We start from the raw sequence: 25,224 nt of genomic DNA on the forward strand, positions 1-25,224 counted from the left end.
TCGCGCGTCGAAACACGGATGGCGTCGATTATAGGAGCGCATCGTCGGTCGCGACGAGCAGCGTGTCGATTCGCGCGGGCGAGAACGGCGGGCGCGGCGGCGCGTCGTCCCAGCCGAAATACGCGTGCGCCGCCGCGCCGCACACGCGTCCCTGGCACGCGCCCATCCCGCAGCGCGTCTGCAATTTCGCGTCGCGCGCCGACGCGTGCGCGCGCACCGCGCCGATCGTCACGTCCTCGCAGCGGCACAGCAGCGTATCGTCGGGCGGCAGCGCGCGGGCCGCTTCGCGCAGCACGAACGTATCGGCGACGCGCGCCGCGAAGCGCCGCCACGTCTCGCGGCGGCGCAGCAACGCGGCGAAGCGCGCGCGGCCGTCCGGCGTCGCGTCCGCGCCGCTCGCCGCGAGCCCGGCGAGCTCGCCTTCGATCCGCGCGAGCTCGACGCCGCCGACACCCGTACATTCGCCCGCCGCATAGACGTGCTCGACCGACGTGCGCTGCGCGTCGTCGATCGCGATCGCCCGGTCGCGCACCGCGCAGCCGAGCGCCAGCGCGAGCGTCAGGTTCGGCGCGAGGCCGAAGCCGCATGCGACGCGGTCGCAGTCGAGCGTCTCGCGCGCACCGTTTCGTTCGATCGTCACCGCGCGCACCCGCGCATCGCCGTGCGCTTCGCGCACGACCGCGCCCGTCAGATAGCGCGTGCCGGCGAAGCCGCGCGTCAGGCGCGCCGCCTGCGCGAGTTTCGACGGCGTCGCCGCGAGCGACAGCGCGAAACGCGCGAGCGCACCGAGGGGCGCCTGCTCGACGACCGCGACGACCTTCGCGCCCGCCGCGCGCGCGGTCGCGAGCGATGCGATCAGGAGCGGCCCGCTGCCCGCGATCACGACGCGCTCGCCGCGCACCGGCATGCCGCCCTTGATCAGCGCCTGCAGCCCGCCTGCGCCCGTCACGCCGGGCAGCGTCCAGCCGGGGAACGGCAGCAGCAGCTCGCGCGCGCCGCAGCACAGAATCAGCTTCCGGTAGCCGAGCAGCAGCCCGCGCTCCGCATCCTCGAGCAGCAGCGTGCCGGCCCGCGGCGCGGCGACGACGCGCGTCGCCGCGAGATGGCGCACGTTCGGCCGCCGCAGCGCGTCGAAGCTCGCCCGCGCCGGCGCGCTCGGCGCGACGTCCGGACCCTGCCGCCAGATCTGCCCGCCCGAGCGCGGGTTGTCGTCGACGATCGCAACCGTGCAGCCGCGCTTCGCGGCCGCCTGCGCGGCGGCGAGCCCAGCCGGCCCCGCGCCGACGATCGCGACATCGACCGTCAGATGCTCGTTCGTCATCGCGTCCGCTCCACCTGCATGCCTTCGCGGCAGAGCGTCTGGCACGCGAGCCGGCGCCGTCCGTCGATCGTCACTCTGCACTCCTGGCAAATGCCCATTCCGCAAAACGGCGCGCGCGCGGCGCCGCTGCACGACGTGCGCGTCGTGTCGTCGCCGCTCAGCGCGACCGCGGCCGCGACGGTCATGCCGTCGGCCACGGTCAGCGCGCGGCGATCCAGATAAATGATCATTGAAGCGCTCCGGTCACGGCCGATTTCGACGTCGACAAGAAGCGCCCCGGCGAGTACGGCTCGACGTCGATCGCCGCGCGCTCGCCGAACATCAGCGCGGCGAGCACGCGCGCGCTGCCGGGCGCGGTCGTCACGCCGAGCCCCTCGTGCCCGACCGCGAGCCACAGGCCACGCTGCGACGGATGCTCGCCGAGGAGCGGCAGGCCGTCGGGGCTCGCCGAGCGAAAGCCCGTCCACGCGCGGATGCCGTTCAGGCCGGCGAGCGCGGGCAGATAGCCGACCGCGCGGCGCAGCATTCGCGCGAGCACGGGCGCCTCGACGCGCGGGTCCTCGGTGTCGAACTGCCGCGACGAGCCGATCAGCAGTTGTCCCGTCGGCCGCGGCTGCACGTTGAACGCGACCGACGTGCCGTCGCTCGCATGCGCGCTCGCCGCATAGCCGAGCTCGACGAGCTGATGCGACACCTGCGACGGATAGCGGTCGGTGATCAGCAGATGGCCCTTCTTCGGCCGCAGCGGCAGCTCGGGCAGCAGCGCGCGCGCCGCGACGCCGTTCGCGACGACGACGCGTTCCGCGCGCAGCGTATCGCCGCTTTCGAGCGTCACGCTCGGGCCTTCGACGGCGACGGCTTTCGCGCGGCGCATCGCGACGCCCGGCAGCCGGTGCAGCAGCCAGTGCGCGGCGGCGGGCGCGTACAGGATGCCGTCGCCCGGAATCTTCAGCGCGCCGCCGAGATCCGCGCGCAGCATCGGCTCGAGCGCCGCGAGCGTCGCGCGATCGATCAGTTCGCCCGCGACGCCGCGCTCGGCGAGCGCCGCCTGCTTCGCGCGCGCGAGGTCCATCTCGTGCGCGTCGGCCGCGAGCCACAGCGTTCCGCAGTTGCGGTACGCGCAGCCGTCGGGCATCGCGTCGCGCAGCGCGTGCCACAGCGCGATCGAATCACGCGTGAGCGCGAGCTCGGCCGCGTTGTCGTCCATCGCGACGAGGTGGCCCATCCCCGCGCCCGTCGCGCCGCCGCTGCCGTCGTCGACGACGACGACGCGCAGCCCGCGCTGCGCGAACTCGTGCGCGCACGCGGCGCCGACGATGCCCGCGCCGATCACGACGACGTCGGTCTGCGAATCCGTCACGACGCGATGCCCCAGCCGAACGGATCGTCGTCTTCGATCAGGAGCGTCGCCTCGGCGGCGAGGTGCGCGCCGCCGCGAATCGTCGGCACGATGCCGCCGGCGGCGGGCGCGTAGCTCGCCGAGAACACGCTGCCGATCACGCTCGCCTGCCGCCACACCGCGCCGGGCGCGAGCTTGCCGTCCGCGGCGAGGCACGCGAGCTTCGCGCTCGTGCCGGTGCCGCACGGCGAGCGGTCGTACGCGTGGCCCGGGCACAGCACGAAGCTGCGGCTGTCGTGCTCGGGATCGTCGGCGAACAGCTCGATGTGATCGATCTCCGCGCCGTCGCGGCCCGTCACGCCCGCGCGTTCGAGCCCCGCGCGCACCGCCGACGCGTACGCGGTCAGCGCCGCGACGTTGTCGCCGGCGACGCGCTGGCCGTGGTCGCTCGCGAGGAAGAACCAGTTGCCGCCCCACGCGACATCGCCCGTCACCGCGCCGTGTCCCGGCACGTCGACGACGACGTCCTTGAGATGCCGGTAAGCGGGCACGTTGCGCACGCTGACCGACAGATCGTCGTGCAGCGTCGCCTCGACATCGCCGACGGGCGTCTCGATCCTGTGCACGCCGGGCGCGATGCGGCCCATGTGATGCAGCGTGCGCACGAGGCCGATCGTGCCGTGCCCGCACATGCCGAGATAGCCCGCGTTGTTGAAGAAGATCACGCCGGCCGCCGCGTCGGCCGCAACCGGCTCGCACAGCAGCGCGCCGACGAGCACGTCGCTGCCGCGCGGCTCGAGGATGCACGCCGCGCGAAAACGGTCGTGATCGCGCGCGAGCGCCGCGAGGCGCTCGGCCATCGGCCCGTCCCCCAGCGCCGGAAAGCCGGACACGACGACGCGCGTGGGTTCGCCGCCCGTATGCGAATCGATGATGTGGATGTGCTTCATGTCGCGTCGATTCAAGGTGGAAAGGCGCACAGCTTCCCCTGTGGCGCCGCCCGCCGCTTGTGGGTTTTCGATGATGCGCGCGACGAAATCGGCACAGGCCGGCGCGCGCGCCGGCGATCGCGCCCCGATTGTGCCGATTTCATCTTTTCACGGCTGGAAAAGCCTCAAGCCTCGCGGCGCATCGACAGCGATACTGGTTCTCGCTCCGACGACGCCCGTCGGCCATCCCATTCGAACGTAGGAGATTCTCAGTGAGCCGTAACGCCATTCAGTGGAGCGGGGTGTTCCCCGCCGTCAGCACCCAGTTCAAGCCGGACTTCTCCCTCGACATCGACGCGACGCACCGCGTCGTGAAGAACCTGGTGAACGACGGCGTGTCGGGCCTCGTCGTCTGCGGCACGGTCGGCGAGAACACCTCGTTGTCCACGTCGGAAAAACTCCAGGTGATCGAGGCCGCGCGCGACGCGGCGGGCGGCAAGGTGCCGGTGATCGCCGGCATCGCCGAGTTCACGACCGAGTTCGCGCGCAACACGGTGCGCGAGGCGCAGCGCGTCGGCGTCGACGGCGTGATGGTGATGCCCGCGCTCGTCTATTCGGCCAAGCCGCACGAGACGGCCGCGCACTTCCGCGCGGTCGCGACGGGCACCGACCTGCCGGTGATGGTCTACAACAACCCGCCGATCTACAAGAACGACGTGACGCCCGATGTGCTGATCGCGCTTCAGGACTGCGAAAACATCGTCTGCTTCAAGGATTCGTCGGGCGACACGCGCCGCTTCATCGACCTGCGCAACGCGGTCGGCGAGCGCTTCGTGCTGTTCGCGGGCCTCGACGACGTCGTCGTCGAGAGCATCGCGGTCGGTGCGCAAGGCTGGGTGTCGGGGATGTCGAACGCGTTCCCGAAGGAAGGCGAGACGCTGTTCCGTCTCGCGAAGCAAAAGCGCTTCGACGAAGCGCTCGCGCTGTATCGCTGGTTCATGCCGCTGCTGCATCTCGACGCGCGTCCGGACCTCGTCCAGTGCATCAAGCTGTGCGAAGAGCTCGTCGGCCGCGGCAGCGCGGTCACGCGCCCGCCGCGCCTCGCGCTCTCGGGCGACACGCTCGACGAAGTGAAGGCGATCGTCGCGAAGGCGCTCGCCGCGCGTCCGACGCTGCCGGACGTCGGTCTCTGACCGACGCGCCCGGCGGCCGGCCGGGGCGCATCGCCCCGGCGATGCGGGCATGCCATCGCGCGCCTGCCGATTGCGCCTGCCGATTGCGCCTGCCGGTTCGCGCCTGCCGGTTCGCGCCTGCCGGTTCGCGCCGGACGCCGCCCGCGAGCGGGCGCGCGGCGCGTTCCGCCACGCGCGACGGCCGAGCCGCGCCGCCGCCGCAACGCGCCGCGCGAAGTACCGCCCGCCGACTGCATCGCTCCGGCCGCCCGTCGGCCCCACTTGTTCGCCCCGACGAGGCCGACCGCCTCAGCCGCGGCGCACGCAAGCCACCGCGCCCCCGGCCGCAGACCGAAACGAAATCACCAATCCAATGGAGACAAGCCCATGCCCGCCCAAGGCAACGTTCATCGATCCGCGCCGCTCGCGCGGTCCGCGCCTCCCGAAGCCGGACACGGCAAGTTCAAGAAACAGCTTTCGCTGACCGATCTGACGTTCATCGGCCTCGGCGCGATTTTCGGTTCGGGGTGGCTGTTCGCCGCGAGCCACGTATCGACGATCGCGGGCCCGGCCGGCATCCTCTCCTGGCTGCTCGGCGGCTTCGCGGTGCTGCTGCTCGGCATCGTCTATTGCGAGCTCGGCGCCGCGCTGCCGCGCGCGGGCGGCGTCGTCCGCTATCCGGTGTTCTCGCACGGCCCGCTGCTCGGCTACCTGATGGGCGCGATCACGCTGATCGCGTTCTCGAGCCTGATCGCGATCGAAGTCGTCGCGGCGCGCCAGTACGCGGCCGCGTGGTTTCCGGGCCTGACGGTCGTGGGCTCGAGCAATCCGACGACGCTCGGCTGGCTCGTGCAGGCCGCCCTCCTCTGTTTCTTCTTCTACCTGAACTATTCGAGCGTGAAGACGTTCGCGACGGCGAACAACATCATCAGCATCTTCAAGTTCGTCGTGCCGCTGTCGGTGATCGGCGTGCTGTTCGCATTCTTCAAGCCCGCGAACCTGACGATGCACGGCTTCGCGCCGTTCGGCATGCCCGGCATCGAAATGGCCGTGTCGGCGGGCGGCATCATCTTCGCGTATCTGGGCTTGACGCCGATCGTCTCGGTCGCGAGCGAAGTGCGCAATCCGCAGCGGACGATCCCGATCGCGCTGATCCTGTCGATCGTGCTGTCGACGCTGATCTACGTGCTGCTGCAGCTCGCGTTCATCGGCAGCATCCCGACCGCGATGCTCGCGGGCGGCTGGCACGACGTCAGCCGCGCTTTCTCGCTGCCGTATCGCGACATCGCGCTCGCGCTCGGGGTCGGCTGGCTCGCGTACATGGTCGTCGCCGACGCGATGATCTCGCCCTCCGGCTGCGGCAACATCTACATGAACGCGACGCCGCGCGTCGTCTACGGCTGGGCGAAGACGGGCACGTTCTTCAAGGTGTTCACGCGCGTCGACGAAGCGTCCGGCATCCCGCGCGCGGGCCTGTGGCTGACGTTCGGCCTCGCGGTGTTCTGGACGATGCCGTTTCCGTCGTGGGAGGCGCTCATCAACATCGTGTCGGCCGCGCTCGTGCTGAGCTACGCGGTCGCGCCGATTTCGGTCGCCGCGCTGCGCCGCACCGCGCCCGACCTGCCGCGGCCGTTCCGCGCGAGCGCGTTCGCGATCACCGGCCCCGCGTCGTTCGTGATCGCCGCGCTGATCGTCTACTGGTCGGGCTGGAGCACGGTGTCCTGGCTGCTCGGCCTGCAGATCGCGATGTTCGTCATCTATCTCGCGTGCCGCCGCTGGGTGCCGACCGCGCATCTGAGCCTCGCCGAGCAAGTGCGCTCGTCGCTGTGGCTGATCGCGTTCTACGCGCTGATGATCGTCGCGTCGTATTTCGGCGGCTTCGGCGGCACCGGACAGCTCGCGCATCCGTACGACACCGTCGTCGTCGCGGTCATCGCGCTCGTCATCTACTACTGGGGCGCGCATACCGGCGTGCCGGCCGCGAAGCTGCGGCTCGACGACGACGAGGACTGACGCGCCGCGCATCCGCCTTTCTTTTTCACCGGCCGGGCCGGCAACGCCCGGCCCGCACTCTTCGAGGAAAAACCATGCGACTCACAGGCGAGCTTTTGATCGGTCAATCGGCGGCGTTCGGGCAGAACGGCGCATTCCGCGCAATCGAGGCCGCGACCGGCGCACCGCTCGAACCCGCATTCGGCGGCGCGAGCCTGCACGACCTGGAAGCGGCCTGCGCGCTCGCCGACGACGCATTCGACGCGTATCGCGAAACGCGCCTTAACGCGCGCGCCGCGTTTCTCGACGCGATCGGCCGGCACATCATCGCGCTCGGCGACGCACTGATCGAACGCTGCGCCGCCGAATCGGGCCTGCCGCGCGCGCGGATCGAAGGCGAGCGCGCGCGCACCGTCGGGCAGCTCGCGCTGTTCGCGTCGATCGTGCGCGACGGCGGTTTCCTCGATGCGCGCATCGACCCCGCGCGCCCGGACCGCAAGCCGCTGCCGCGCGTCGATCTGCGGCTGCGCAACGTCGCGATCGGGCCCGTCGCCGTGTTCGGCGCGTCGAATTTTCCGCTCGCGTTCTCGGTCGCGGGCGGCGACACGGCATCCGCGCTCGCGGCCGGCTGCCCCGTGATCGTCAAGGCGCATTCCGCGCATCCGGGCACCTCCGAGCTCGTCGGCCGCGCGATCCAGGCGGCCGTGCGCGAATGCGGGCTGCCGGCCGGCGTGTTCTCGCTGCTGTTCGACGCGTCGCGCGAGATCGGCCAGGCGCTCGTCGCCGATCCGCGCGTCAAGGCGGTCGGCTTCACCGGCTCGCGGCGCGGCGGCGTCGCGCTGATGCACATCGCGGCCGCGCGCCACGAGCCGATTCCGGTCTACGCGGAGATGAGCTCGATCAATCCGGTGCTGCTGCTGCCCGACGCGCTCGCCGCGCGACACGATGCGATCGCGCAGCAGTTCGTCGCGTCGCTGACGCTCGGCGCCGGCCAGTTCTGCACGAATCCGGGCCTCGTGCTCGGCGTCGACGGCCCCGCGCTGCGCGCGTTCGAGCGCGCGGCGGCGGCCGCCGTCGACGCGGCCGCGCCGGCGACAATGCTGACGCCGCCCATCCATGCAAGCTATGGCGAGGGCGTGGCGAGGCTCGCGTCGCACGATGCGCTCGAGCGGCTCGGCGAAGGCGCCGCGGGCGACCGCCATCAGGCACGCGCCGCGCTGTTCGCGACGACGGCGGACGCGTTCATGTCGCGCGCCGAGCTGCGCGACGAAGTGTTCGGCCCGGCGTCGCTGATCGTCCGCTGTCCGGACGCCGACACGCTGCACCGCGTGCTGAAGTCGCTCGAAGGCCAGTTGACGATCGCCGCGCATCTCGGCGACGGCGACGCGCCGCTCTTGCGCACGCTGCTGCCGACGCTCGAGCGCAAGGCCGGCCGCATTCTCGTCAACGGCTTCGGCACGGGCGTCGAAGTCGGCCACGCGATGGTGCACGGCGGCCCGTTCCCGGCGACGTCGGACACGCGCACGACGTCGGTCGGCGCGCGCGCGATCGAGCGCTTCCTGCGGCCGGTGTCGTATCAGGACCTGCCCGCCGCGCTGCTGCCCGACGCGATCCGGGACGGCAATCCGCTGCGTGTTCCTCAACGCATCGACGGCGCGATCGCGCCGCGGGAGCCGCGCGATGCCTGATCCGCAAGCCCTCGCGCAAGACGTCGTCCTGTCGCTCGACGACGTGCATGCGCTCGCGCTGCGCGTGCTGACGCACCACGGGCTGTCCGACGCGCACGCGCAGGCGATCGCGAACGTCGTCACGCAAGGCCAGCGCGACGAATGCCATTCGCACGGCGTCTACCGGCTGCTCGTCTGCGTGCGCTCGCTGCGCGTCGGCAAGGTCGATCCGCGGGCGGCGCCGACGCTGCGCCGGCGCTCGTCGTCGATCGTGTCGGTCGACGCGCATCGCGGCTTCTCGCTGCTCGCGTTCGAGACCGGCCTGCCGGTGCTCGTCGAGATGGCGCGGCGGCACGGCATTGCGGCGATGACGATCAACCGCTGCTACCACTTCTCCGCGCTGTGGCCGGAAGTCGAGGCGATCGCCGCGCACGGCCTCGCCGGCCTCGCGATGAACCCGAGCCATAGCTGGGTCGCGCCGGAAGGCGGCGCGAAGCCGGTGTTCGGCACAAACCCGTTCGCGTTCGCGTGGCCCCGGCCGGGCGGTCTGCCGTTCGTGTTCGATTTCGCGACGAGCGCGATCGCGCGCGGCGACATCGAATTGCACGCGAAAGCGGACAAGCCGATTCCGCCGCACTGGGCGATCGACGCGAACGGCGAGCCGACCACCGATCCGAAGGCCGCGCTGCAAGGCGCGATGCGCACGTTCGGCGGCCACAAGGGCTCGGCGCTCGCGGCGATGGTCGAGTTGCTCGGCGGCGCGCTGATCGGCGACATGACGAGTCTCGAATCGATGGCGTTCGACGACGGCGTCGGCGCGACGCCGTGCCATGGCGAGCTCGTCGTCGCATTCGATCCGAAAGTGTTCCTCGGCGACGATCTCGACGCGGGCCTCGCGCGCGGCGAGCGGATGCTCGATGCGATCGTCGCACAGGGCGCGCGGCTGCCGTCGCAACGGCGCTTCGACGCACGCGCGCGCAGCGTCGCGAACGGCGTGAGGATTCCGGCCCGGCTCCACGACGAGATCCTCGCGCTGCTCGATTGACCGGATCGACCGGATTGACCGATCGGCCGCGTCATCGGACGTCGCTCGCCCGCCGCCCCGCGCGAGCGAGCGACGCGCCCCCAACGCATCGTTCGCCGCCGGTCCGCAATTGCCGATTTCCACGATATCGCCCGCGCCTTTCGGCGTTCCGCCGTCCTGTAGAATCGCCGGCATTGCGTCACGTTCGTCTCCGCGCGGCCCGTATCCGGCCGCCGCGCGGTGCGTGTCCCGTGCTCCATCCCGCGCGTTGCACCGTCTGTCCGACGACGAGGCCCGCCGCCCGGCCCCGATCCGCGCGGTACACAACCATTCGAACCCAGATCGCCCTGACCATGCCCGCATCCGAATTGAGCGCCGCTTCGAGCGCCGCGCCACGCGCCCTCACGGGCCGCGACTACAAAACCCTGAGCCTCGCCGCGTTGGGCGGCGCGCTGGAGTTCTACGACTTCATCATCTTCGTGTTCTTCGCGCCCGCGATCGGCCAGTTGTTCTTCCCGCACGACATTCCCGACTGGCTGCGCCAGTTGCAGACGTTCGGCATCTTCACGGCCGGCTATCTCGCGCGGCCGCTCGGCGGCATCGTGATGGCGCACTTCGGCGATCTCGTCGGCCGCAAGCGGATGTTCACGCTGAGCGTGCTGCTGATGTCGGTGCCGACGCTCCTGATGGGCCTGCTGCCGACCTACGACAGCGTCGGCCTGCTCGCGCCGATCGCGCTCCTGCTGTTTCGCGTGCTGCAAGGCGCGGCGGTCGGCGGCGAAGTGCCGGGCGCGTGGGTGTTCGTGTCCGAGCACGTGCCGACGCAGCGCATCGGCTACGCGTGCGGCACGTTGACCGCGGGCCTGACGGCGGGCATCCTGCTCGGCTCGCTCGTCGCGACGGCGGTCAACAGCCGCTTCTCGGCGGCCGAAGTCGGCGCGTTCGCGTGGCGCATTCCGTTCCTGCTCGGCGGCGTGTTCGGCCTCTTCTCCGTCTATCTGCGCCGCTGGCTGCACGAAACGCCCGTGTTCGCCGAGATGAAGGCGCGCAAGACGCTCGCGGCCGAGATCCCGCTGAAGGCGGTGATCCGGGACCACGGCCGCGCGGTGATCGTGTCGATGCTGCTCACGTGGATGCTGTCGGCGGCGATCGTCGTCGTGATCCTGATGACGCCGACGCTGCTGCAAAAGCAATTCCACATCGCGCCCGCGACCGCGCTGTTCGCGAACAGCATCGCGACGCTGTGCCTGACGGCCGGCTGCATCACCGCCGGCTCGCTCGCGGACCGCGTCGGCGCGAAGGCGGTGCTGTCGATCGGCGGCATCGTGCTCGCCGCGTGCTACTACATGATGTTCACGCAGCTCGCGGCCGACGCGACACGCCTCGTGCCGCTCTACGCGCTCGCGGGCTTCGTCGTCGGCACGATCGGCGCGGTGCCGTTCGTGCTGGTCAGGAGCTTTCCGGCCGTCGTGCGCTTCTCGGGCATCTCGTTCTCGTACAACGTCGCATATGCGGTGTTCGGCGGGCTCACGCCGGTGATCGTGTCGCTGATGATGAAGTCGAATCCGCTCGCGCCCGCGCTGTACGTCGCGGCGATTTGCGTGCTCGGCGCGGTCGCGGCGATGTTCGCGAAGGACGCTGAATAATTGATGTTCGCGCGGGCGGCGACGCGCCGCCCGCACATGTCGATGTCGGCGCGCTCACGCAATTGGGCAAGCGAGGCGCGCGGATATTACCGGCATGCTCCGCGCCGCCGCCTCCTGCCTCCTGCTGCTTGCTGCTTGCTGCTTGCTGCTTGCTGCTTGCTGCTTGCCGCTTGCCGCTTGCCGCTTGCCGCCGCATCTTACGCCGCCGCGAACACTGACCGGACGTGGCCGCCTCCCCATCCGCGCCGCATCCGACATTTCAGAAGAGCCCGCAACGTCGCCGCGCCGCGCGGCACTACGATGCGCGCATGGACTCGCACACGCCCCACCCCGCCCTCTCCCGCGCCGCGCTCGTGCGCATCGTCTCGACCGTGAGCGCCGGCTTCGTCATCACGCAGCTCGACGTCACGATCGTCAACGTCGCGCTCGCGCGCATCGGCATCGATCTGCGCACGGGCGTCGCGGGCCTGCAATGGATCGTCGATGCGTACACGCTCGCGGTCGCCGGGCTGATGCTGTCGGCCGGCGCGCTCGGCGACCGCTTCGGCGCGCGCCGGCTGTTCGCAGCCGGGCTCGCGCTGTTCGCGTTCGCGTCGTTCTTCTGCGGCATCGCCGCGAACGCGACGACACTGATCGCCGCACGCGCACTGCAAGGACTCGCGGCCGCCGCGATGCTGCCGAACTCGCTCGCGCTCCTCAATCACGCATGCGCGCATGATCCGCGCCTACGGGCGCGCGCGGTCGGCTGGTGGACCGCGTCGGGCGCGATCTCGATCGCCGCCGGCCCGGTGATCGGCGGCGCGCTGATCGCGCAATTCGGCTGGCGCAGCATCTTCTTCGTCAATCTGCCGCTGTGCGCCGCGGGGCTCGTTGCAACGTTGCTGTGGATCGACAAGGACGAAACGAGCGCGGCGGCTTTCGCCTCCGGCAAGCGCGCCGCCGCCGCATCGCGCTTCGCCGATCCGGCCGCGAACCCGGATGCGTCCCGTCCGAGCGCCGCCATCCGCGCCGCCGCCGACATCCGTCCGCGCGGCATCGACCTCCCCGGCCAATCCCTCGCCGTCGTCGCGCTGACACTCTTCACCGGTGCGGTGATCGACTGGCATCCGACGCTCGTCGCCGTCGCGCTCGCGGCGGCCGCCGCGTTCGTGTTCGTCGAATCGCGCAGCGCACATCCGATGATGCCGCTCGCGCTGTTCAGGCAGCGCACGTTCAGCGTCGCCGTGCTGTTCGGCGTCTGCATGAATCTGTCGTACTACGGCGTCATCTTCGTGCTGAGCCTGTATTTGCAGCGCGTGCGGCACGACACACCGCTCGAGGCGGGGCTCGCGTTCCTGCCGCTCACGGGCGGCTTCCTGCTGTCGAACGTCGCGAGCGGCTGGGCCACCGCGCATTTCGGCGCGCGCCGGCCGATGATCGTCGGCGCGCTGATCGGCGCGACCGGGTTCGCGCTGCTGAGCGCGACGCGCGCCGATACGCCGATCGCCGCGCTCGCCGTGCCGTTCCTGCTGATTCCGGGCGGCATGGGGCTCGCCGTGCCCGCGATGACGACGACCGTGCTCGCATCGGTCGAGCGTGCGCGCGCCGCGACTGCGTCGGCCGTGCTCAACACCGCGCGGCAGGCGGGCGGCGCGATCGGCGTTGCCGGATTCGGTGCGCTCGCGAGCGGCGCGCTGCCGGCGCAGATCGTTTCGGGCTTGCACGCGTCGGCGCTCGTGTCGGCGGCGCTCTTCGTCGCCGCGGCGGCGATCGCAACCGCCGCGCGCGGCGCGCCGCATCCGGCGACGTCGGCCGAGCCCGCGAGCGCGAACGCGCGCTGAGCCGGCGCACACGAAGCGAATCACGTCGGGCGAACGCGCTGAAACCGGTTGCGGGAGAAAGACTGGAAATATCGATGCGGCACGTCACGCGCTGCGCGACGCGCGCCCGCCGCACGCGATGGCTGCGCCGCGCCGCTTCGAGCGAAGCGCCGCGCGCAAGCTCGGCGGCAAGTTCAGCGCAGCGACCCGTACGACGACGACCGCCGCGCGCCGTCGATACTGACGCTGCCCGCGCCCGTCACGTACAGCAGCAGGAAGCCGCCCGCGATCGCGACGTTCTTCCAGAAGTGCACGACCATGTCGCGCTGCAAAGCCGAATTGGTCGCGTCCCAGAAATTGTGACCGATGAGCGCGGCGGCGAGCGTGTAGAACGCGAGCACGAGTGCGAGCGGCTTCACCTTGTACCCGACGACGAGCAGCAGGCCGCCCAGCGCTTCGAGCGCGACGATCGCGGGCGCCGCGACCTGCGTGAACGGCACGCCGAGCCCCTTCAGATAGCCGACGAACTCGCCGTAGCCCAGAAGCTTCATCGCGCCGCCCCAAAGGAACAGCACGGCAAGCAGGAGCCGTGCGAAAAAAATGACGCCGGAATCGACGGAACGCGTCATGCGTGACCTCCTGGTGATGAATCGACGCAGCCGCGCCGGGCGCGGCTATCTCGTAAATCCGCCAGAATAGGAGGTCTCGCCCGTCGTTCCAAGCAAAAGGTTGTAGCAAAACGTTGCGATCCCGCTCATTCCCCGCTTATCTGCCGCAAATTTCGCAACAGATTCATCGTCTTACCACGCGCAAGTAAAGCGAGTTGAATTACATCAACTTCATCTACGTGCCACCTAACGTGACGGATGCATGCAACGTGTTTTCGGGACGGTTTCAGCGGGCACTGCCGCTAGGGTCGTCACCCTGTGTCCGGTTAATCCACCCCCCCGAACTCTAGGGAAACAACCCGCGACATCTACAGACGCTCGATGCTCCACGCGGAGTAGCAGGCGTCCATCCGCGCATCTCCCAAAGGCATGCGGGGATCAACTAACGTACCGATAGAATTGCCGAACCCGAGCCCACACAACAGGACCAATCGATGCCCCGCCCCCGCCTATACAAATACTTCTCCGATCGAAAGTGGGCCGAAGAATTTTTCGACGGAAAGCTCCTGTTTCGTTCACTGGCCTACTTTCGAGACTATGAAGATAATCACGTACGAAGCGACGACAAGGAGGGAACGAGCGTCTATCGCCCGAACGGTGGGCTGATCATTAACAATCTCACTCAAGGGACGACATTCACTTTGCCATACCACGCATTCGAATCGTCAGCGAAGCAGGACGAAATCTTCGTCTATTGCCTCAGCAGATCCCTCAGTGAGATGCTTCGTCAAAGATTCGACGCGGCAGTTTGCGTGGAGGTCCTGGATGTCGCGGCCTTCTGCACGCGAATCACGGCGGCATTGCCGCCAGCCGCCACATTCCCGGGCCAATCGGGCAAGACCAAAATCGGATGGCGGGTCGACTACTACAATGAGGCTGAAGCGGCGAATCCACGCTGGGCGTTGCCGGACATGATCGCCACCGCCAAATCGAAAGGCTATGCTTGGCAAGAAGAGTTCCGGTTAGTGTTCTCACTTACCAAGGCATTCGCGTTTGAGAACGTTACCCCCCGGTTAGTGCATGTCAACTCGAAAGACGCTGCCAAACCTGACGAACATCACAAGCGCCTCGTATGCGCACAGGGCCTCCGTGACATCTGTAGACTCGTCGAATTTAACGCCAGAATGATCCACGGGGGCATACAAGATTTTCCACATGCAGACGGCCCGCCAAAGCGAGCCGCCGTGTAGGGTCGTCACCCGGTGTCGGTTTAATCCACGTGCAGGCTGTTCAGGATGTCAGCCGCCTCGCGGCCCGTGCTGTCCGGGCAGAGGTGCGCGTACTTCTGGGTCATCGACGGATTCGCGTGGCCCAGCAGCAGTGACACCTTCAGCAGTGAGACGCCCTTCTGCACCAGCCGCGACGCGAAGGTGTCCCGGAAGGTGTGAGGCGTTACGCGATCCCGCATCGGGTCTCTGCCTCCCGCTCGGCCCGCGCCCACTCCTGATACTCCAGCTCGTGACGCAGCCGGGCGGCGCAGGACACCCGGCCCCCCGTTCAGCCGGCGTCCACTGGGTTCGCCAGGGCCGTGAGGACGGCACACGCCGCAATGGTCTCCGCATCGAGCGCACCAAACACGGCAGTCGCGTCCGCAATGCGCTTCGTGTTCGGATCTTCGCGCTTGTCGGCGTACTCGGCCTGCTTCGCCGTAACCGCCGCCGCCATCGGGCCGATCAGCTCCGAGGCAATGCGTTGATCATGCTGGACTTCCCCGAGGTCTCGGGTCGTCGTGGTGCCGTCCTCTTTGTCGCGGACGAAGGTCCTGCGGTAGCGATCGATTCCGCGCTGGACCTGGAAATGCTCCCAGGCCCGCTGCGCGTTGTGATCGGACGCGCCTACAGGCACTGGCTTTACCGTATACGAAAACGTGACGGGCGCAACTCCTTGATTCGATTCGCTGTCAGATGCGAGCAAAATCCTTCCCCTTAGAAATCGATAACTTAGGGAACTGATTACGCCGGTCTAACGTTGTAGCAAATCTTTACACGGCAGTCCGTACGAAGCAGCGCAAAACAGGGCCGCAGCGCAGGTGCGCGGACCCGCATGCATCACGTTTTCGCCGGCAGCAACGAGCCAGCCCACGCTGTCACGAACCGCGGCGTGCGCACCGGCGCGCTCGCCGCCGACGCGTTCAATGCACGACCATCCCCGTCAGCCAATACGCCTGCACGCAAGTCATCACGCCGACGATCAACGCGAAGAACAGGCTATGCCGGAGCGTGAAGCGGAACAGATCCGCCTCGTGTCCGACGAGACCGACCGCCGCGCAAGCGACCGCGATCGACTGCGGCGAAATCATCTTGCCCGCGACGCCGCCCGTCGTGTTCGCCGCGACGAGCAGCGTGCTCGGCACGCCGATCTGCTGCGCGGTCGTCGCCTGCAGCGAGCAGAACAGCGCGTTCGACGATGTATCGGAGCCCGTCAGGAACACGCCGATCCAGCCGAGCAGCGGCGAGAAGAACGGGAACGCGGCGCCCGTGCCCGCGAGCAGCAGCGCGAGCGTCGCCGACATCCCCGAATAGTTCTCGACGAACGCGAACGCGAGCACGAGACCGATCGACAGCACCGGACGCTTCAGGTCCTTCAGCGTCTCGACAAACGTGCGCAGCCCGGTGCGCGCCGGAACGTTCAGGATCGCCATCGATACGATCGCCGACAGCAGGATCGCGGTGCCCGTCGCCGCGAGCAGATCCCAGTTGAACACGGCGGGCACGGGCGTCGGATGCGCGACGACGGGCGCCATCTTCTGCGTGAGCTTGTCGAGGTGCGGAATGTGGAACGGCAGCGTCGTGAACGCGAGCGCGCCGCCCTTCGCGAACAGCGCCTTGAACGGCTTCATGCTCCAGATCGTCACCATCACGGTCAGCACGACGAACGGCGACCACGCGCGCACGATCTGCGCGAGCGAGTACGGCGAAGGCTGCCGGCCGCCCATCGCGCGCGCGCCGCCCAGGCCGCCCGGCATGCCGCCCAGCGCGAGCGCGCCGCCGCCCGCCGCGGCGGCCATGCTCGCGCCCGCGGCTTCGCGCGCGCGCTTCGGCTGCCACACCTTCAGGAACGACGCGAGCGCGAAGAGGCTCGCGAGCGCGGACGTCACGTCGGGCAGCTCGGGCCCGATGTAGTTCGACGTGAAGAACTGCACGAGCGAGAAGCTGCCGCCCGCGACGAGCGCGGCGGGCCACGTTTCGCGCACGCCCTTCACGCCGTCCATCACGAACACGAGCCAGAACGGCAGGAAGAACGACAGGAACGGCAACTGGCGTCCCGCCATCGCGCCGACCGCCATCGGATCGAGGCCCGATACCTGCCCCGCGACGATCACCGGAATCCCGAGCGCGCCGAACGCGACGGGCGCGGTGTCCGCGATCAGGCAGAGGCCCGCCGCGTAGAGCGGATTGAAGCCGAGGCCGACGAGCAGCGCGGCCGTGATCGCGACCGGCGCGCCGAAGCCCGCCGCGCCTTCGAGGAATGCGCCGAACGAGAAGCCGATCGGCAGCATCTGCAAGCGCTGATCGTCGGTCAGCGACACGATCGAGCTGCGGATGACATCGAACTGGCCGCTCTTCACGACGATCTTGTAGAGGAACACCGCGGTGACGATGATCCATGCGATCGGCCACAGGCCGTACGCGAAGCCGTAGGCGGCCGATGCGAACGCGCGCTCGGCGGGCATCCCGTAGACGGCGATCGCGACGACGAGCGAAAGCGCGAGCGTCAGCGCGCCCGCGACGTGCCCCTTGAGCCGCAGCACCGCGAGCGACACGAAGAAAAGAATGATCGGCGCGCCGGCTGCAAGCGCCGACCAGCCGACGCCGCCAAGCGGCAAATAGACCTGGTTCCAAACCTGCACGGGTGTCTCCTTCCATGAATGAATCTGAATCGGGCGACGGCCTCGCGGCCGTTCGAATCGATGCGCCGGTCAGTGCCGGCGCTTTGGTATCGGTGCGGTGCGCGAGGTTGGCGCGCGTCGCCTGTTTCTGGGTGTCGGGGGGGATTCAACAACGTTGAATCGCCGGGTTGCTGCGTTCGGTTTTCGCTTCTTGCCGCTTCTTTGCTTCTTTGCTTCGATGCTTCTTTGCTTCGATGATTCGATGCTTCGATGATTCGATGCTTCGATGCTCTGATGCTCTGATGCTCTGATGCTTCGTTGCTTCGTTGCTTCGTTGCCGCCCCGCACATTCGCGATATCGCGACGACGCCGCACAGCAATCAGCACACCGCACTTCTTTGCGCGACCGCGTCGTGCATCGGCGAACATTTCGACGAGCAACGCGCGTTGCGAGGTGCGACGCGACGCGGCACGATCCATCGAGCACGCCGCGTTCGAACGCAGCGCGCATCGGATGCCTCATCCATGCTGGCTTTCAGGCGTCGTCGCAAATCAGCACGAGAACCCGCTGCGGCCCATGCACGCCGACCTGAACGGTCTGCTCGACGTCGGCGGTGCGCGACGGCCCCGTGATCACGTTGACCGCGCGCGGCAACACAGGCACCGACGCGCGCACGCGCGCCCAAGCGTCCTCCATCGTCGCGACGATCGCGCTGCGATTCACGAGCACGACGTGCGTCGCGGCGACGAAATTGAGCGACGTCGGCGTCGCTGTCGACGACAGGCACATGACACTGCCCGTCTCCGCGATCGCCGCGAACGACGGCGTCACGCTGACGAGTCCGTCGCGCCGCAAGTCGACGCCGGGCAGCGCGCCGTGCGTGCGCCACGGCAGCGCTTCGAGCGCCGCCGCGACGACGAGCGGCGCGCCGGCCAGGCCCGCGTCGCGCAGATATGCATCGACCGCCGCGGGCGCGTCGGCGGCCGTCGCGATACGCGTGCACGTAGCCGACACCTGCTGCGCCTTCGCGACGAAGCGCGCGACGAGATCGATGTCGCCGAGCAATATCGCCGGGCCGCGCGCGGCGCAAGACGCGGCGGAAAACGATGCGTCCGACGCAAACGCGGCATTCGCATTCGGCGCGGCGGATGCACCCCCGCCCTTCGTTTGCGCCGGCGCCGGAAACTGCGCGGCAAGCTGCGCGCGCTCGCTGCCGAGCGCCGCGCGGATACGGCCGAGAATGTCGTCGCGCGCGCTCATCGACGCACCTCCGATTGGCTTGCGCGCGTCGCGTCCCACGTCTCGAAGAACGTGCGCGGCGGCGGTTTCGGCAATTCGCGCGAATCGGTCCAGCCGGACGCGAACGGCACGCGCGCGATGCTGCCGCGCTTGCCGCCGAGGCCGCGCAGCACGCGCGCGCCGACGCGCGTCAGCCAGTGATACAGCGCCGGCCGCCGCGCGAGCACGCCGAACGCGCGCAGCAGGAAGCGCGTGCCGGGCGCGGTGAGCCGCGCGTCGAACAGCATCCCGCGCAGCTTCTTGAGCAGCGTCGGCAGCGGAATCTTCACCGGGCACACTTGCGCGCAGCGTCCGTTCAGCGTGCACGCGTTCGGCAGATCGGTGTCGTGTTCGATGCCTTGCAGGAGCGGCGTGAGGACGGCGCCCATCGGCCCCGGATAGACCCAGCCGTATGCATGCCCGCCGACCGCGCCGTACACCGGGCAATGGTTCATGCACGCGCCGCATCTGATGCAGCGGAGCATGTCGCGGAACTCACCCGCGAGCATCCGCGTGCGGCCGTTGTCGACGAGCACGACGTGATACTCGCGCGGCCCGTCGAGATCGTCGTCGCGCTTCGGGCCCGTGCTGAACGTCGTGTACGACGTGATCTCCTGCCCCGTCGCGCTGCGGCCGAGCAGGCGCACGAACAGCGCGACGTCGTCGAGCGTCGGCACGACGCGTTCGATGCCCGCCGTCACGATATGCACGCGCGACAGCGTCGACGTGAGATCGCCGTTGCCTTCGTTCGTGCAGATCACGTTCGAGCCCGTCTCGGCGACGAGATAGTTCGCGCCCGTGATGCCGACGTCGGCGACGAAGAACTTGTCGCGCAGCACCTTGCGCGCCTCGCCCACGACGTCCGCGACGGTCTCGCGAGGCCCGTCGTATTGCGCGGCCGAATGATGCTCGGCAAACAGTTCGGTAACCTGACCGATCGTCTTGTGCAGCGCCGGGAACACGATGTGGCTCGGTCCTTCGTGCGCGAGCTGCACGATGTATTCGCCGAGATCGGTTTCGACGACATCCATCCCCGCGCCCTCGAGCGCGGCGGGCAGCCCGATCTCCTCGCCGACCATCGACTTGCCGCGCGTGATGGTCTTCGCGTTCGCGTCGCGGCAGATCTTCAGCACGATCTCGCGCGCGTCGGCCGCGTCGTTCGCCCAGTGGACGACGCCGCCCGCGCGCGTGACGGCCGCTTCGTAGCGTTCGAGATACGTGTCGAGATTCGCGAGCACGTGGTCCTTCACCGCCTTCGCGCGCTCGCGCAGCAGCTCGAACTCCGGCAGCAGCGACACGACGCGCCGCCGCTTCTCGATCCAGCCTTCGCCGAGTAGCCCGAGCGCTTCCTGGAGCTGCGCATCGTGCAGCGCGGCGCTCGCGCGCGCCTTGAACGTCGTCGTCGCGGAAGGTTGCGCGCTCATTCGCCCTCCCCGCAGATCGGCTCGACGTTCATCCCGGTCAGCACTTCGGCGACGTGATAGACGCGCACCGGGCTCCCTTCGCGCTTCAGCCGCCCGCCGATGTTCATCAGGCAGCCGAGGTCGCCGCCCGCGAGCACGGCCGCGCCGCTCGCGGCGACGTTCGCGGTCTTGTCGCTGACGATCTTCGTCGAGATCTCCGGATACTTCACGCAGAACGTGCCGCCAAAACCGCAGCAGACTTCGGCATCCTTCATTTCCGTCAGCGCGACGCCCTCGACGCGCGACAGCAGCGCACGCGGCTGCGCCTTGATGCCGAGGCCGCGCAGGCCCGAGCAGGTGTCGTGATAGGTCAGCGTGCAGTCCGGCACCGCGACGCGCTCGGGGCCCGCCCAGCCGAGCACGTCGGTCAGGAAGCTCGTCAGCTCGTGCGCGCGGGCGGCGAGCCGCTCGGCGCGCGGCTTCCAGGCGGGATCGTTCGCGAGCAGGTCCGGGTAATCGTGGCGCAGCGTGCGGATGCACGAGCCGGACGGCGCGACGACGTAGTCGTAGCCTTCGAACACGTCGATCGTGCGGCGCGCGATGCGGCGCACGTCGTCGAAATCGCCGCTGTTCAGCGCCGGCTGGCCGCAGCAGGTCTGCGCGCGCGGCGCATCGACCGTGCAGCCGGCCGCCTCGAGCAATTGCACGGCGGCGAGCGCGGCGCTCGGCCGAAAGAGATTCGCGAGGCACGTGACGAACAGTCCGACGCGCGGCGTCTCGCGTGCGCCGCCGGACGAGCCGGCGGTCTGCGGGGATGGGTTCATGTGTTTCATCCCGGCCGCTCGTCGCGGCCGTTTCTTCGCTTCAACGGATCGCCGCGCGATCGCGCGCGGCTGGCTTCGGTGACCTATACTTGGTCATGTTGGTCTGACCACGCTGGCCAAGATAGTGAGATGGCGACCGGCTGTCAATGTCGCGGCCATCAGGGAAAACGCCGACCCAAATCTTGCCGATCGCGCCGAAACCCGCGCCGGCATTGCCTCGGACGGCCGTCGACGCCCCGGCGGGTATAATTCCGCGCGGCCGCCGCACGCCCCGGCGCAGGTCGGCCGACGCGCGGCGAGCGCCCGGCCGCGAGGGCCGGCACCGCGCACCCCAACCGTCCAGAAGGCCCGTGCATGACGTTTCAGCCTGTCGAGTCCTATACCCGCGTGCGCCTGTCCGACGTGGTGTCCGATCAGATCAAGTCGCTCATCTCGGCCGGCAAGCTGCTGCCCGGCCAGAAGCTGCCGACCGAGCGCGAGCTCGCCGCGCAGCTGAACGTGTCGCGCCCGTCGCTGCGCGAGGCGCTCGTGCGGCTCGAAGCGGACGGCTTCATCGGCTCGGTCGGACGCGGCGGCTTCGTCGTCGCGGACATCACGGCGCCCGTCGTGTCGAACCCGCTCGCCGATCTGCTGCTGCAAAACCCTGAAGCGAGCCACGACGTGCTCGAGCTGCGGCACGGCCTCGAAACGATCTCGACCGCCTACGCGGCCGAGCGCGCGACGCCCGGCGATCTCGCGAAGATCAAGGACGCGTTCGATTCGCTCGCGGGCCTGTCGCTGAAGCACGAGCCGGGCCGGCTCGCCGAGGTCGACGCGAACTTCCACCTCGCGATCGCCGATGCGACGCACAACGTCGCGCTGATCCACGTGATGCACGGCATCCACGGGCTGCTGCAGGAATCGATGCACAAGTCGCACCGGCTCGTGAACCATGCGGACATGATGGAGCGCGCGCTCCTCGAGCAGCACACCGAAATTTACGAAGCGATCGCCGCCAAGGACCCCGAACGCGCGCGCGCCGCGGCTGAGCGGCATCTGCAGTACGTGCGGACGCTGTACGAACGGGCGGCGTAACGCGTTCGTCACGCCGCGGCCGCCGTCGTCGATGCTAAATTGGGATTTTTCGACGAGGAGCGCGCATGCCGACGCCGGACCATCCATGGAATTCGCTGGAGATCGTCAAGCTCGCCGCCGGCGTCCTCACGCCGCTTTCCGTCGCCGCGTTCGGCTGGCTTCTCAGCCATCGGCTCAAGCAGCTCGAGCTCGTCCAGTGGACGAACCAGAAGCTGATCGAAAAGCGGCTCGCCGTCTATGACGCGGTCGCGCCGCTCCTCAACCGCCTGCTGTGCTTCTACACGTGGGTCGGCCCGTGGAAGGACATCTCGCCCGACGACGTGATCCGCACGAAGCGCGAGCTCGACCGGACGATCCACATCTACCGCCACCTGTTCGACGACGACGTCTACCGCGCCTATCAGGCGTACCTCGACGCGCTGTTCGACACGCATTCCGGCGCCGGGCAGGATGCGCGGATCAGGTCGACGATCGCGAGCCCCGACGGCGACCGCATCGGTCACGGCACCTATCAATGGCATCCCGCCTGGTCGGCCCGCTTCTCGAGCGCGAACGTCGCGTCGCGGGACGAAGTGAGGGCGCGCTATCAACGCATCATGGACGGGCTGCGCGTGTCGCTGGGCGTCGCGCGATGACAGCCGCGGGCAGCGCGCGACGCCCAGCCGTCGAGCCCTCGGATCCTCCGGCCGCTGCAACGTCCGCCGACACAAAAACCGCGAAACGTCACGGACTGCACATCAATGTGTCACACGCCGCGTGTCTGATTCGGGGTACCGATCTTGGTTGACTTCGTTGATCTCACGGCCCTCACGTGGCGTCGGCGCACGCGCGCCGCGTTGCCCGGGACCGGACCGGCACCGACATGAAAGCACGGCCGATGCTCGAATACGCGCTGCACCCGGTGGAGGATCGACTGGTCCACGTCGACGAACTCTGTCGTGCGGACCCCGTCCCGCGCGGGTGGGCGCGCTGCCCGCTCTGTCTGGAAGCGCTCTATGTCGTGCAGTTGCGCGACCGTTCGCACGCGCGCCGCTTCGTCCATCTGGCGGGCGAATTCGCGCGCTGCCCGCTCGTCAACGACGCGCTGCCGAACCCGCTCGCCGTCCACGTCGGCCCGCCGCTCGACGAGCACGGCCGGCGGCAGCGCGCGACCTTTTTGCGCCACTGGCAGCGGCATCTGCACACGATCCGGCAGACGGCGTCCGCGTTCGGAATCGCGCGCTTCATGCGCGTGATCGAGCACGCGGACGTGCTGAAGCTGTGGGCATGGCCGACGCTCGCGCAACGCGACATCCCATACATCCTGCTCGTGCTGACCGAGTTTATCGCCGCGCCGCGCGGCGAGAAACAGGCTGCGTGGTCGCGCTTCTGGTTCGATGCATCGGTGCAGCAGATCGGCGATCTGAGCAAGCCGCGCGGCATGCTGCCCCGACTGTTCCGGCTGCGCTACCGATTACCCAGGATGTCTAAGTTTCCGAATGCGCGGCATCTGATCGACTGCCAGCCGGTGCAGATGGACGACGCCGGCCCGAGCGTCCCGGCAATCGGCACGCCGCGCGCCGACATCGCCGCGTTCGAGACGTTCGCCGCGCGTTTCGCGCGGCAACCGATCGAATGAGCAGGAAGATCGCGCGGCTCGCGAACCTGCGCTGCGCGCGAACGCGTCACGTATAGAGCGACGCGTCGGGCAGCACGCCCGTCAGCGCATAGCGGCCGACGTCGCGCAGCCGGTAGTCGAGCGGATCGTGCAGCGTGTGCGTGCGCGCATTGCGCCAGAAGCGGTCGAGCGCGAGCGGCGCGGCCGTCGCGCGCGCGCCGCAGGCGTCGAACAGCGCCTCGCTGACGTCGAGCGCCGCGCGCTGCGCGACGATCTTCGCCTCCGACACCGCGAGCGCGACTTCCGCGCGCGCATCGGCCGTCAGCGCCGCCTTCTTCGCCCATGCGGCCTGCAGCGCCCGCGCCGCGCGATCCGCGAGCGCCTCGGCGCTCACCGCCTGCACGCGCATGTCGCCGAAGCGCTGCAGCGTGTACGGATCGTCGGCCGCGCGCTCGACGCCCGAATGCACCCACGGCCGCCCCGCCCGCTGCACGTAGTCGCGCGCCTCGGCGAGCGCGCCTTCCGCGATGCCGACGAAAAGATTCGTCAGCACGAGCTGCGACACGAGCGTGCGCAGCGTCGCGCGCGGCGTCGGCGGCGTCTCCGAGCGATGCAGCACTTCGTCGGGCCCGACGCGCACGCCGTCGAACGACACGCTGCCGCTGTCGGTTTGCCGCTGGCCGATCGGATCCCAGTCGTCGCGCACCACGATGCCTTCGCGCTCGGTCGGCACGACGGCGAACACCGGCTTGCCCGTGTCCGGATCGTGCGCGGATATCGTCATCCGCTGCGAGCCGCGCGTGCCCGAGCAGAAGCCCTTGACGCCGTCGAGCCGGTAGCCTCCGTCGCCCGTCGCGTGTGCGACGAGCCGCGCGTCGAGCGGGTTCACCGCGTTGCCCCACCACCAGTCGTGCGCGACCGTGCCGCGCAGATAGCGCTCGCGCTGCGCGGCGCTGCCCCACACGTCGACGCTGACGATCTGCAAGCATTGAAAGCCGAGCAGATGCGCGAGCGCACTGTCGACGCGCGCGAGCGCGCGGATCGTGTGATAGATCACGGGCCAGCCGGCTTCCTGGCCGCCGAATTCGCGCGGCACCGCAAGCGTCAGCAAGCCGGCGTCGGCGATCCACTGCTTCTCGCGCGCCGCGTGGCCGCCCGCGCGATCGCGCTCGGGCGCGCTCGCGCGCAGTGCCGCGATCAGCTCGGCGAGCGTGCGCGGCCCGCGGTCCGCTTCGGCAGTCAGTTCAACCAGGACTCGTGGATCGTTCATACGGAGGCTTCCCAGATGGCGGGCTTGTCGGTCGATGCGACGGCGGGCCGCGATGTCACGCGTGCGCACGCGCCGCGCCGCCGGTTGTTGTCGATCGCCCGATTAGCGGTGTGGTGTGCGTCGAATACTAGCGCCGGGCACCTGTAATCAATGTACAAATATGTGTCGGAACATCGCCGCGTCACACACCCGCGCCGACGTGCATCGAAATACGCGGCGCGTGGCCGTGTGGAGGATCGGCGTCGCCCGGCGAGCATGCGCGTCGACGATCGACAAGGATTGCTTACGTTTCTTGCGAAGGCCTCATTGTCCGGACATTCACGCGTCGCGGCAATCCGCTTGCCAGCCCGACGTTCATGCATTGCGCGCCGCGCAGCCTTAGGAGGCGGTC

General features: G+C 69.3%; 23 protein-coding genes and 1 pseudogene. 11 read left to right on the plus strand and 13 right to left on the minus strand.

What is annotated here, in order from left to right:
• Window positions 1–28: 28 nt before the first annotated feature.
• From WS62_RS31605 to WS62_RS31620, 4 genes are read right to left on the minus strand one after another with little or no spacing between them, the layout of a single operon-like run.
• A complete protein-coding gene (locus WS62_RS31605; RefSeq protein WP_066579502.1) occupies window positions 29–1,321 on the minus strand; it encodes an NAD(P)/FAD-dependent oxidoreductase in 1,293 nt (430 codons plus the stop codon).
• A complete protein-coding gene (locus WS62_RS31610; RefSeq protein WP_066484049.1) occupies window positions 1,318–1,551 on the minus strand; it encodes a (2Fe-2S)-binding protein in 234 nt (77 codons plus the stop codon). Before WS62_RS31610 ends, WS62_RS31605 begins: the two co-directional genes overlap by 4 nt.
• Window positions 1,548–2,681, minus strand: coding sequence for an NAD(P)/FAD-dependent oxidoreductase (locus WS62_RS31615; protein WP_066579504.1), 1,134 nt, complete (start codon window positions 2,679–2,681; stop codon window positions 1,548–1,550). Before WS62_RS31615 ends, WS62_RS31610 begins: the two co-directional genes overlap by 4 nt.
• Window positions 2,678–3,610: a 4-hydroxyproline epimerase gene (locus WS62_RS31620; protein WP_066579508.1), complete on the minus strand. Its 933-nt coding sequence runs from the start codon at window positions 3,608–3,610 to the stop codon at window positions 2,678–2,680. The genes WS62_RS31615 and WS62_RS31620 overlap by 4 nt, the downstream gene beginning before the upstream one ends.
• Window positions 3,611–3,667: 57 nt before the next feature.
• On the opposite strand from WS62_RS31620, the pseudogene WS62_RS38945 reads away from it, so the two are divergent.
• The 7 genes and pseudogenes from WS62_RS38945 to WS62_RS31650 all read left to right on the plus strand — a co-directional run bounded on the left by WS62_RS38945 (window position 3,668) and on the right by WS62_RS31650 (window position 12,910).
• Window positions 3,668–3,851, plus strand: a pseudogene (locus WS62_RS38945) (hypothetical protein).
• Window positions 3,852–3,861: 10 nt separating this feature from the next.
• Window positions 3,862–4,782, plus strand: coding sequence for a dihydrodipicolinate synthase family protein (locus tag WS62_RS31625; protein WP_066579511.1), 921 nt, complete (start codon window positions 3,862–3,864; stop codon window positions 4,780–4,782).
• A 366-nt stretch (window positions 4,783–5,148) separates the two neighbouring features.
• Window positions 5,149–6,774, plus strand: coding sequence for an APC family permease (locus WS62_RS31630; protein WP_066579514.1), 1,626 nt, complete (start codon window positions 5,149–5,151; stop codon window positions 6,772–6,774).
• Between the two features lie 74 nt (window positions 6,775–6,848).
• Window positions 6,849–8,441, plus strand: a complete 1,593-nt coding sequence (locus tag WS62_RS31635) for an aldehyde dehydrogenase (NADP(+)) (protein WP_066579515.1) — start codon at window positions 6,849–6,851, stop codon at window positions 8,439–8,441.
• Window positions 8,434–9,465 (plus strand): Ldh family oxidoreductase, encoded by a 1,032-nt coding sequence (locus tag WS62_RS31640; RefSeq protein WP_066579517.1) that lies wholly within the window; start codon window positions 8,434–8,436, stop codon window positions 9,463–9,465. Before WS62_RS31635 ends, WS62_RS31640 begins: the two co-directional genes overlap by 8 nt.
• Window positions 9,466–9,797: 332 nt before the next feature.
• The gene (locus tag WS62_RS31645) at window positions 9,798–11,090 is read left to right on the plus strand and encodes an MFS transporter (protein WP_066579519.1); all 1,293 of its coding nucleotides are present in this window, start codon (window positions 9,798–9,800) and stop codon (window positions 11,088–11,090) included.
• 308 nt (window positions 11,091–11,398) lie between these two features.
• Window positions 11,399–12,910, plus strand: a complete 1,512-nt coding sequence (locus WS62_RS31650; protein WP_066579521.1) for an MFS transporter — start codon at window positions 11,399–11,401, stop codon at window positions 12,908–12,910.
• Window positions 12,911–13,083: 173 nt separating this feature from the next.
• Here the strand turns inward: WS62_RS31650 and WS62_RS31655 are convergent, their stop codons facing one another.
• Complete coding sequence (locus tag WS62_RS31655) at window positions 13,084–13,518, minus strand: DoxX family protein (RefSeq protein WP_066484041.1); 435 nt, start codon at window positions 13,516–13,518, stop codon at window positions 13,084–13,086.
• Between the two features lie 473 nt (window positions 13,519–13,991).
• Here WS62_RS31655 and WS62_RS31660 point away from each other — a divergent pair, with 473 nt between their 5' ends.
• A complete protein-coding gene (locus WS62_RS31660) occupies window positions 13,992–14,747 on the plus strand; it encodes a hypothetical protein (RefSeq protein WP_066579523.1) in 756 nt (251 codons plus the stop codon).
• 20 nt (window positions 14,748–14,767) lie between these two features.
• On the opposite strand, the gene WS62_RS31665 is transcribed toward WS62_RS31660, so the two are convergent.
• The 7 genes from WS62_RS31665 to WS62_RS31690 form a co-directional block, all read right to left on the minus strand.
• On the minus strand, window positions 14,768–14,965 hold the full coding sequence (locus tag WS62_RS31665) for a tyrosine-type recombinase/integrase (RefSeq protein WP_066579526.1): 198 nt from the start codon (window positions 14,963–14,965) through the stop codon (window positions 14,768–14,770).
• An 89-nt stretch (window positions 14,966–15,054) separates the two neighbouring features.
• The gene (locus tag WS62_RS31670; protein WP_156441203.1) at window positions 15,055–15,471 is read right to left on the minus strand and encodes a hypothetical protein; all 417 of its coding nucleotides are present in this window, start codon (window positions 15,469–15,471) and stop codon (window positions 15,055–15,057) included.
• A gap of 217 nt (window positions 15,472–15,688) precedes the next feature.
• Window positions 15,689–17,407: a lactate permease LctP family transporter gene (locus tag WS62_RS31675; RefSeq protein ID WP_066579532.1), complete on the minus strand. Its 1,719-nt coding sequence runs from the start codon at window positions 17,405–17,407 to the stop codon at window positions 15,689–15,691.
• 69 nt (window positions 17,408–17,476) lie between these two features.
• Window positions 17,477–17,866 (minus strand): hypothetical protein, encoded by a 390-nt coding sequence (locus WS62_RS37185; RefSeq protein WP_156441204.1) that lies wholly within the window; start codon window positions 17,864–17,866, stop codon window positions 17,477–17,479.
• 55 nt (window positions 17,867–17,921) lie between these two features.
• Window positions 17,922–18,647, minus strand: coding sequence for a LutC/YkgG family protein (locus WS62_RS31680; protein ID WP_066579662.1), 726 nt, complete (start codon window positions 18,645–18,647; stop codon window positions 17,922–17,924).
• Entirely contained in the window at window positions 18,644–20,089 is a 1,446-nt protein-coding gene (locus WS62_RS31685; protein WP_066579535.1) for a LutB/LldF family L-lactate oxidation iron-sulfur protein, read from the minus strand. The genes WS62_RS31680 and WS62_RS31685 overlap by 4 nt, the downstream gene beginning before the upstream one ends.
• Window positions 20,086–20,892, minus strand: a complete 807-nt coding sequence (locus WS62_RS31690; RefSeq protein ID WP_066579660.1) for a (Fe-S)-binding protein — start codon at window positions 20,890–20,892, stop codon at window positions 20,086–20,088. The genes WS62_RS31685 and WS62_RS31690 overlap by 4 nt, the downstream gene beginning before the upstream one ends.
• 354 nt (window positions 20,893–21,246) lie before the next feature.
• On the opposite strand from WS62_RS31690, the gene WS62_RS31695 reads away from it, so the two are divergent.
• The 3 genes from WS62_RS31695 to WS62_RS31705 all read left to right on the plus strand — a co-directional run bounded on the left by WS62_RS31695 (window position 21,247) and on the right by WS62_RS31705 (window position 23,584).
• A complete protein-coding gene (locus WS62_RS31695) occupies window positions 21,247–21,966 on the plus strand; it encodes a FadR/GntR family transcriptional regulator (protein ID WP_066579536.1) in 720 nt (239 codons plus the stop codon).
• Between the two features lie 65 nt (window positions 21,967–22,031).
• Window positions 22,032–22,601, plus strand: coding sequence for a hypothetical protein (locus WS62_RS31700; protein WP_066579540.1), 570 nt, complete (start codon window positions 22,032–22,034; stop codon window positions 22,599–22,601).
• Window positions 22,602–22,843: 242 nt separating this feature from the next.
• Window positions 22,844–23,584, plus strand: coding sequence for a hypothetical protein (locus WS62_RS31705; protein ID WP_066579665.1), 741 nt, complete (start codon window positions 22,844–22,846; stop codon window positions 23,582–23,584).
• A gap of 46 nt (window positions 23,585–23,630) precedes the next feature.
• On the opposite strand, the gene WS62_RS31710 is transcribed toward WS62_RS31705, so the two are convergent.
• Window positions 23,631–24,806 (minus strand): acyl-CoA dehydrogenase family protein, encoded by a 1,176-nt coding sequence (locus WS62_RS31710; RefSeq protein ID WP_066579666.1) that lies wholly within the window; start codon window positions 24,804–24,806, stop codon window positions 23,631–23,633.
• Between the last annotated feature and the right edge of the window lie 418 nt (window positions 24,807–25,224).

This window comes from Burkholderia sp. ABCPW 14 (assembly GCF_001523835.1).
Lineage (GTDB): Bacteria > Pseudomonadota > Gammaproteobacteria > Burkholderiales > Burkholderiaceae > Burkholderia > Burkholderia mayonis.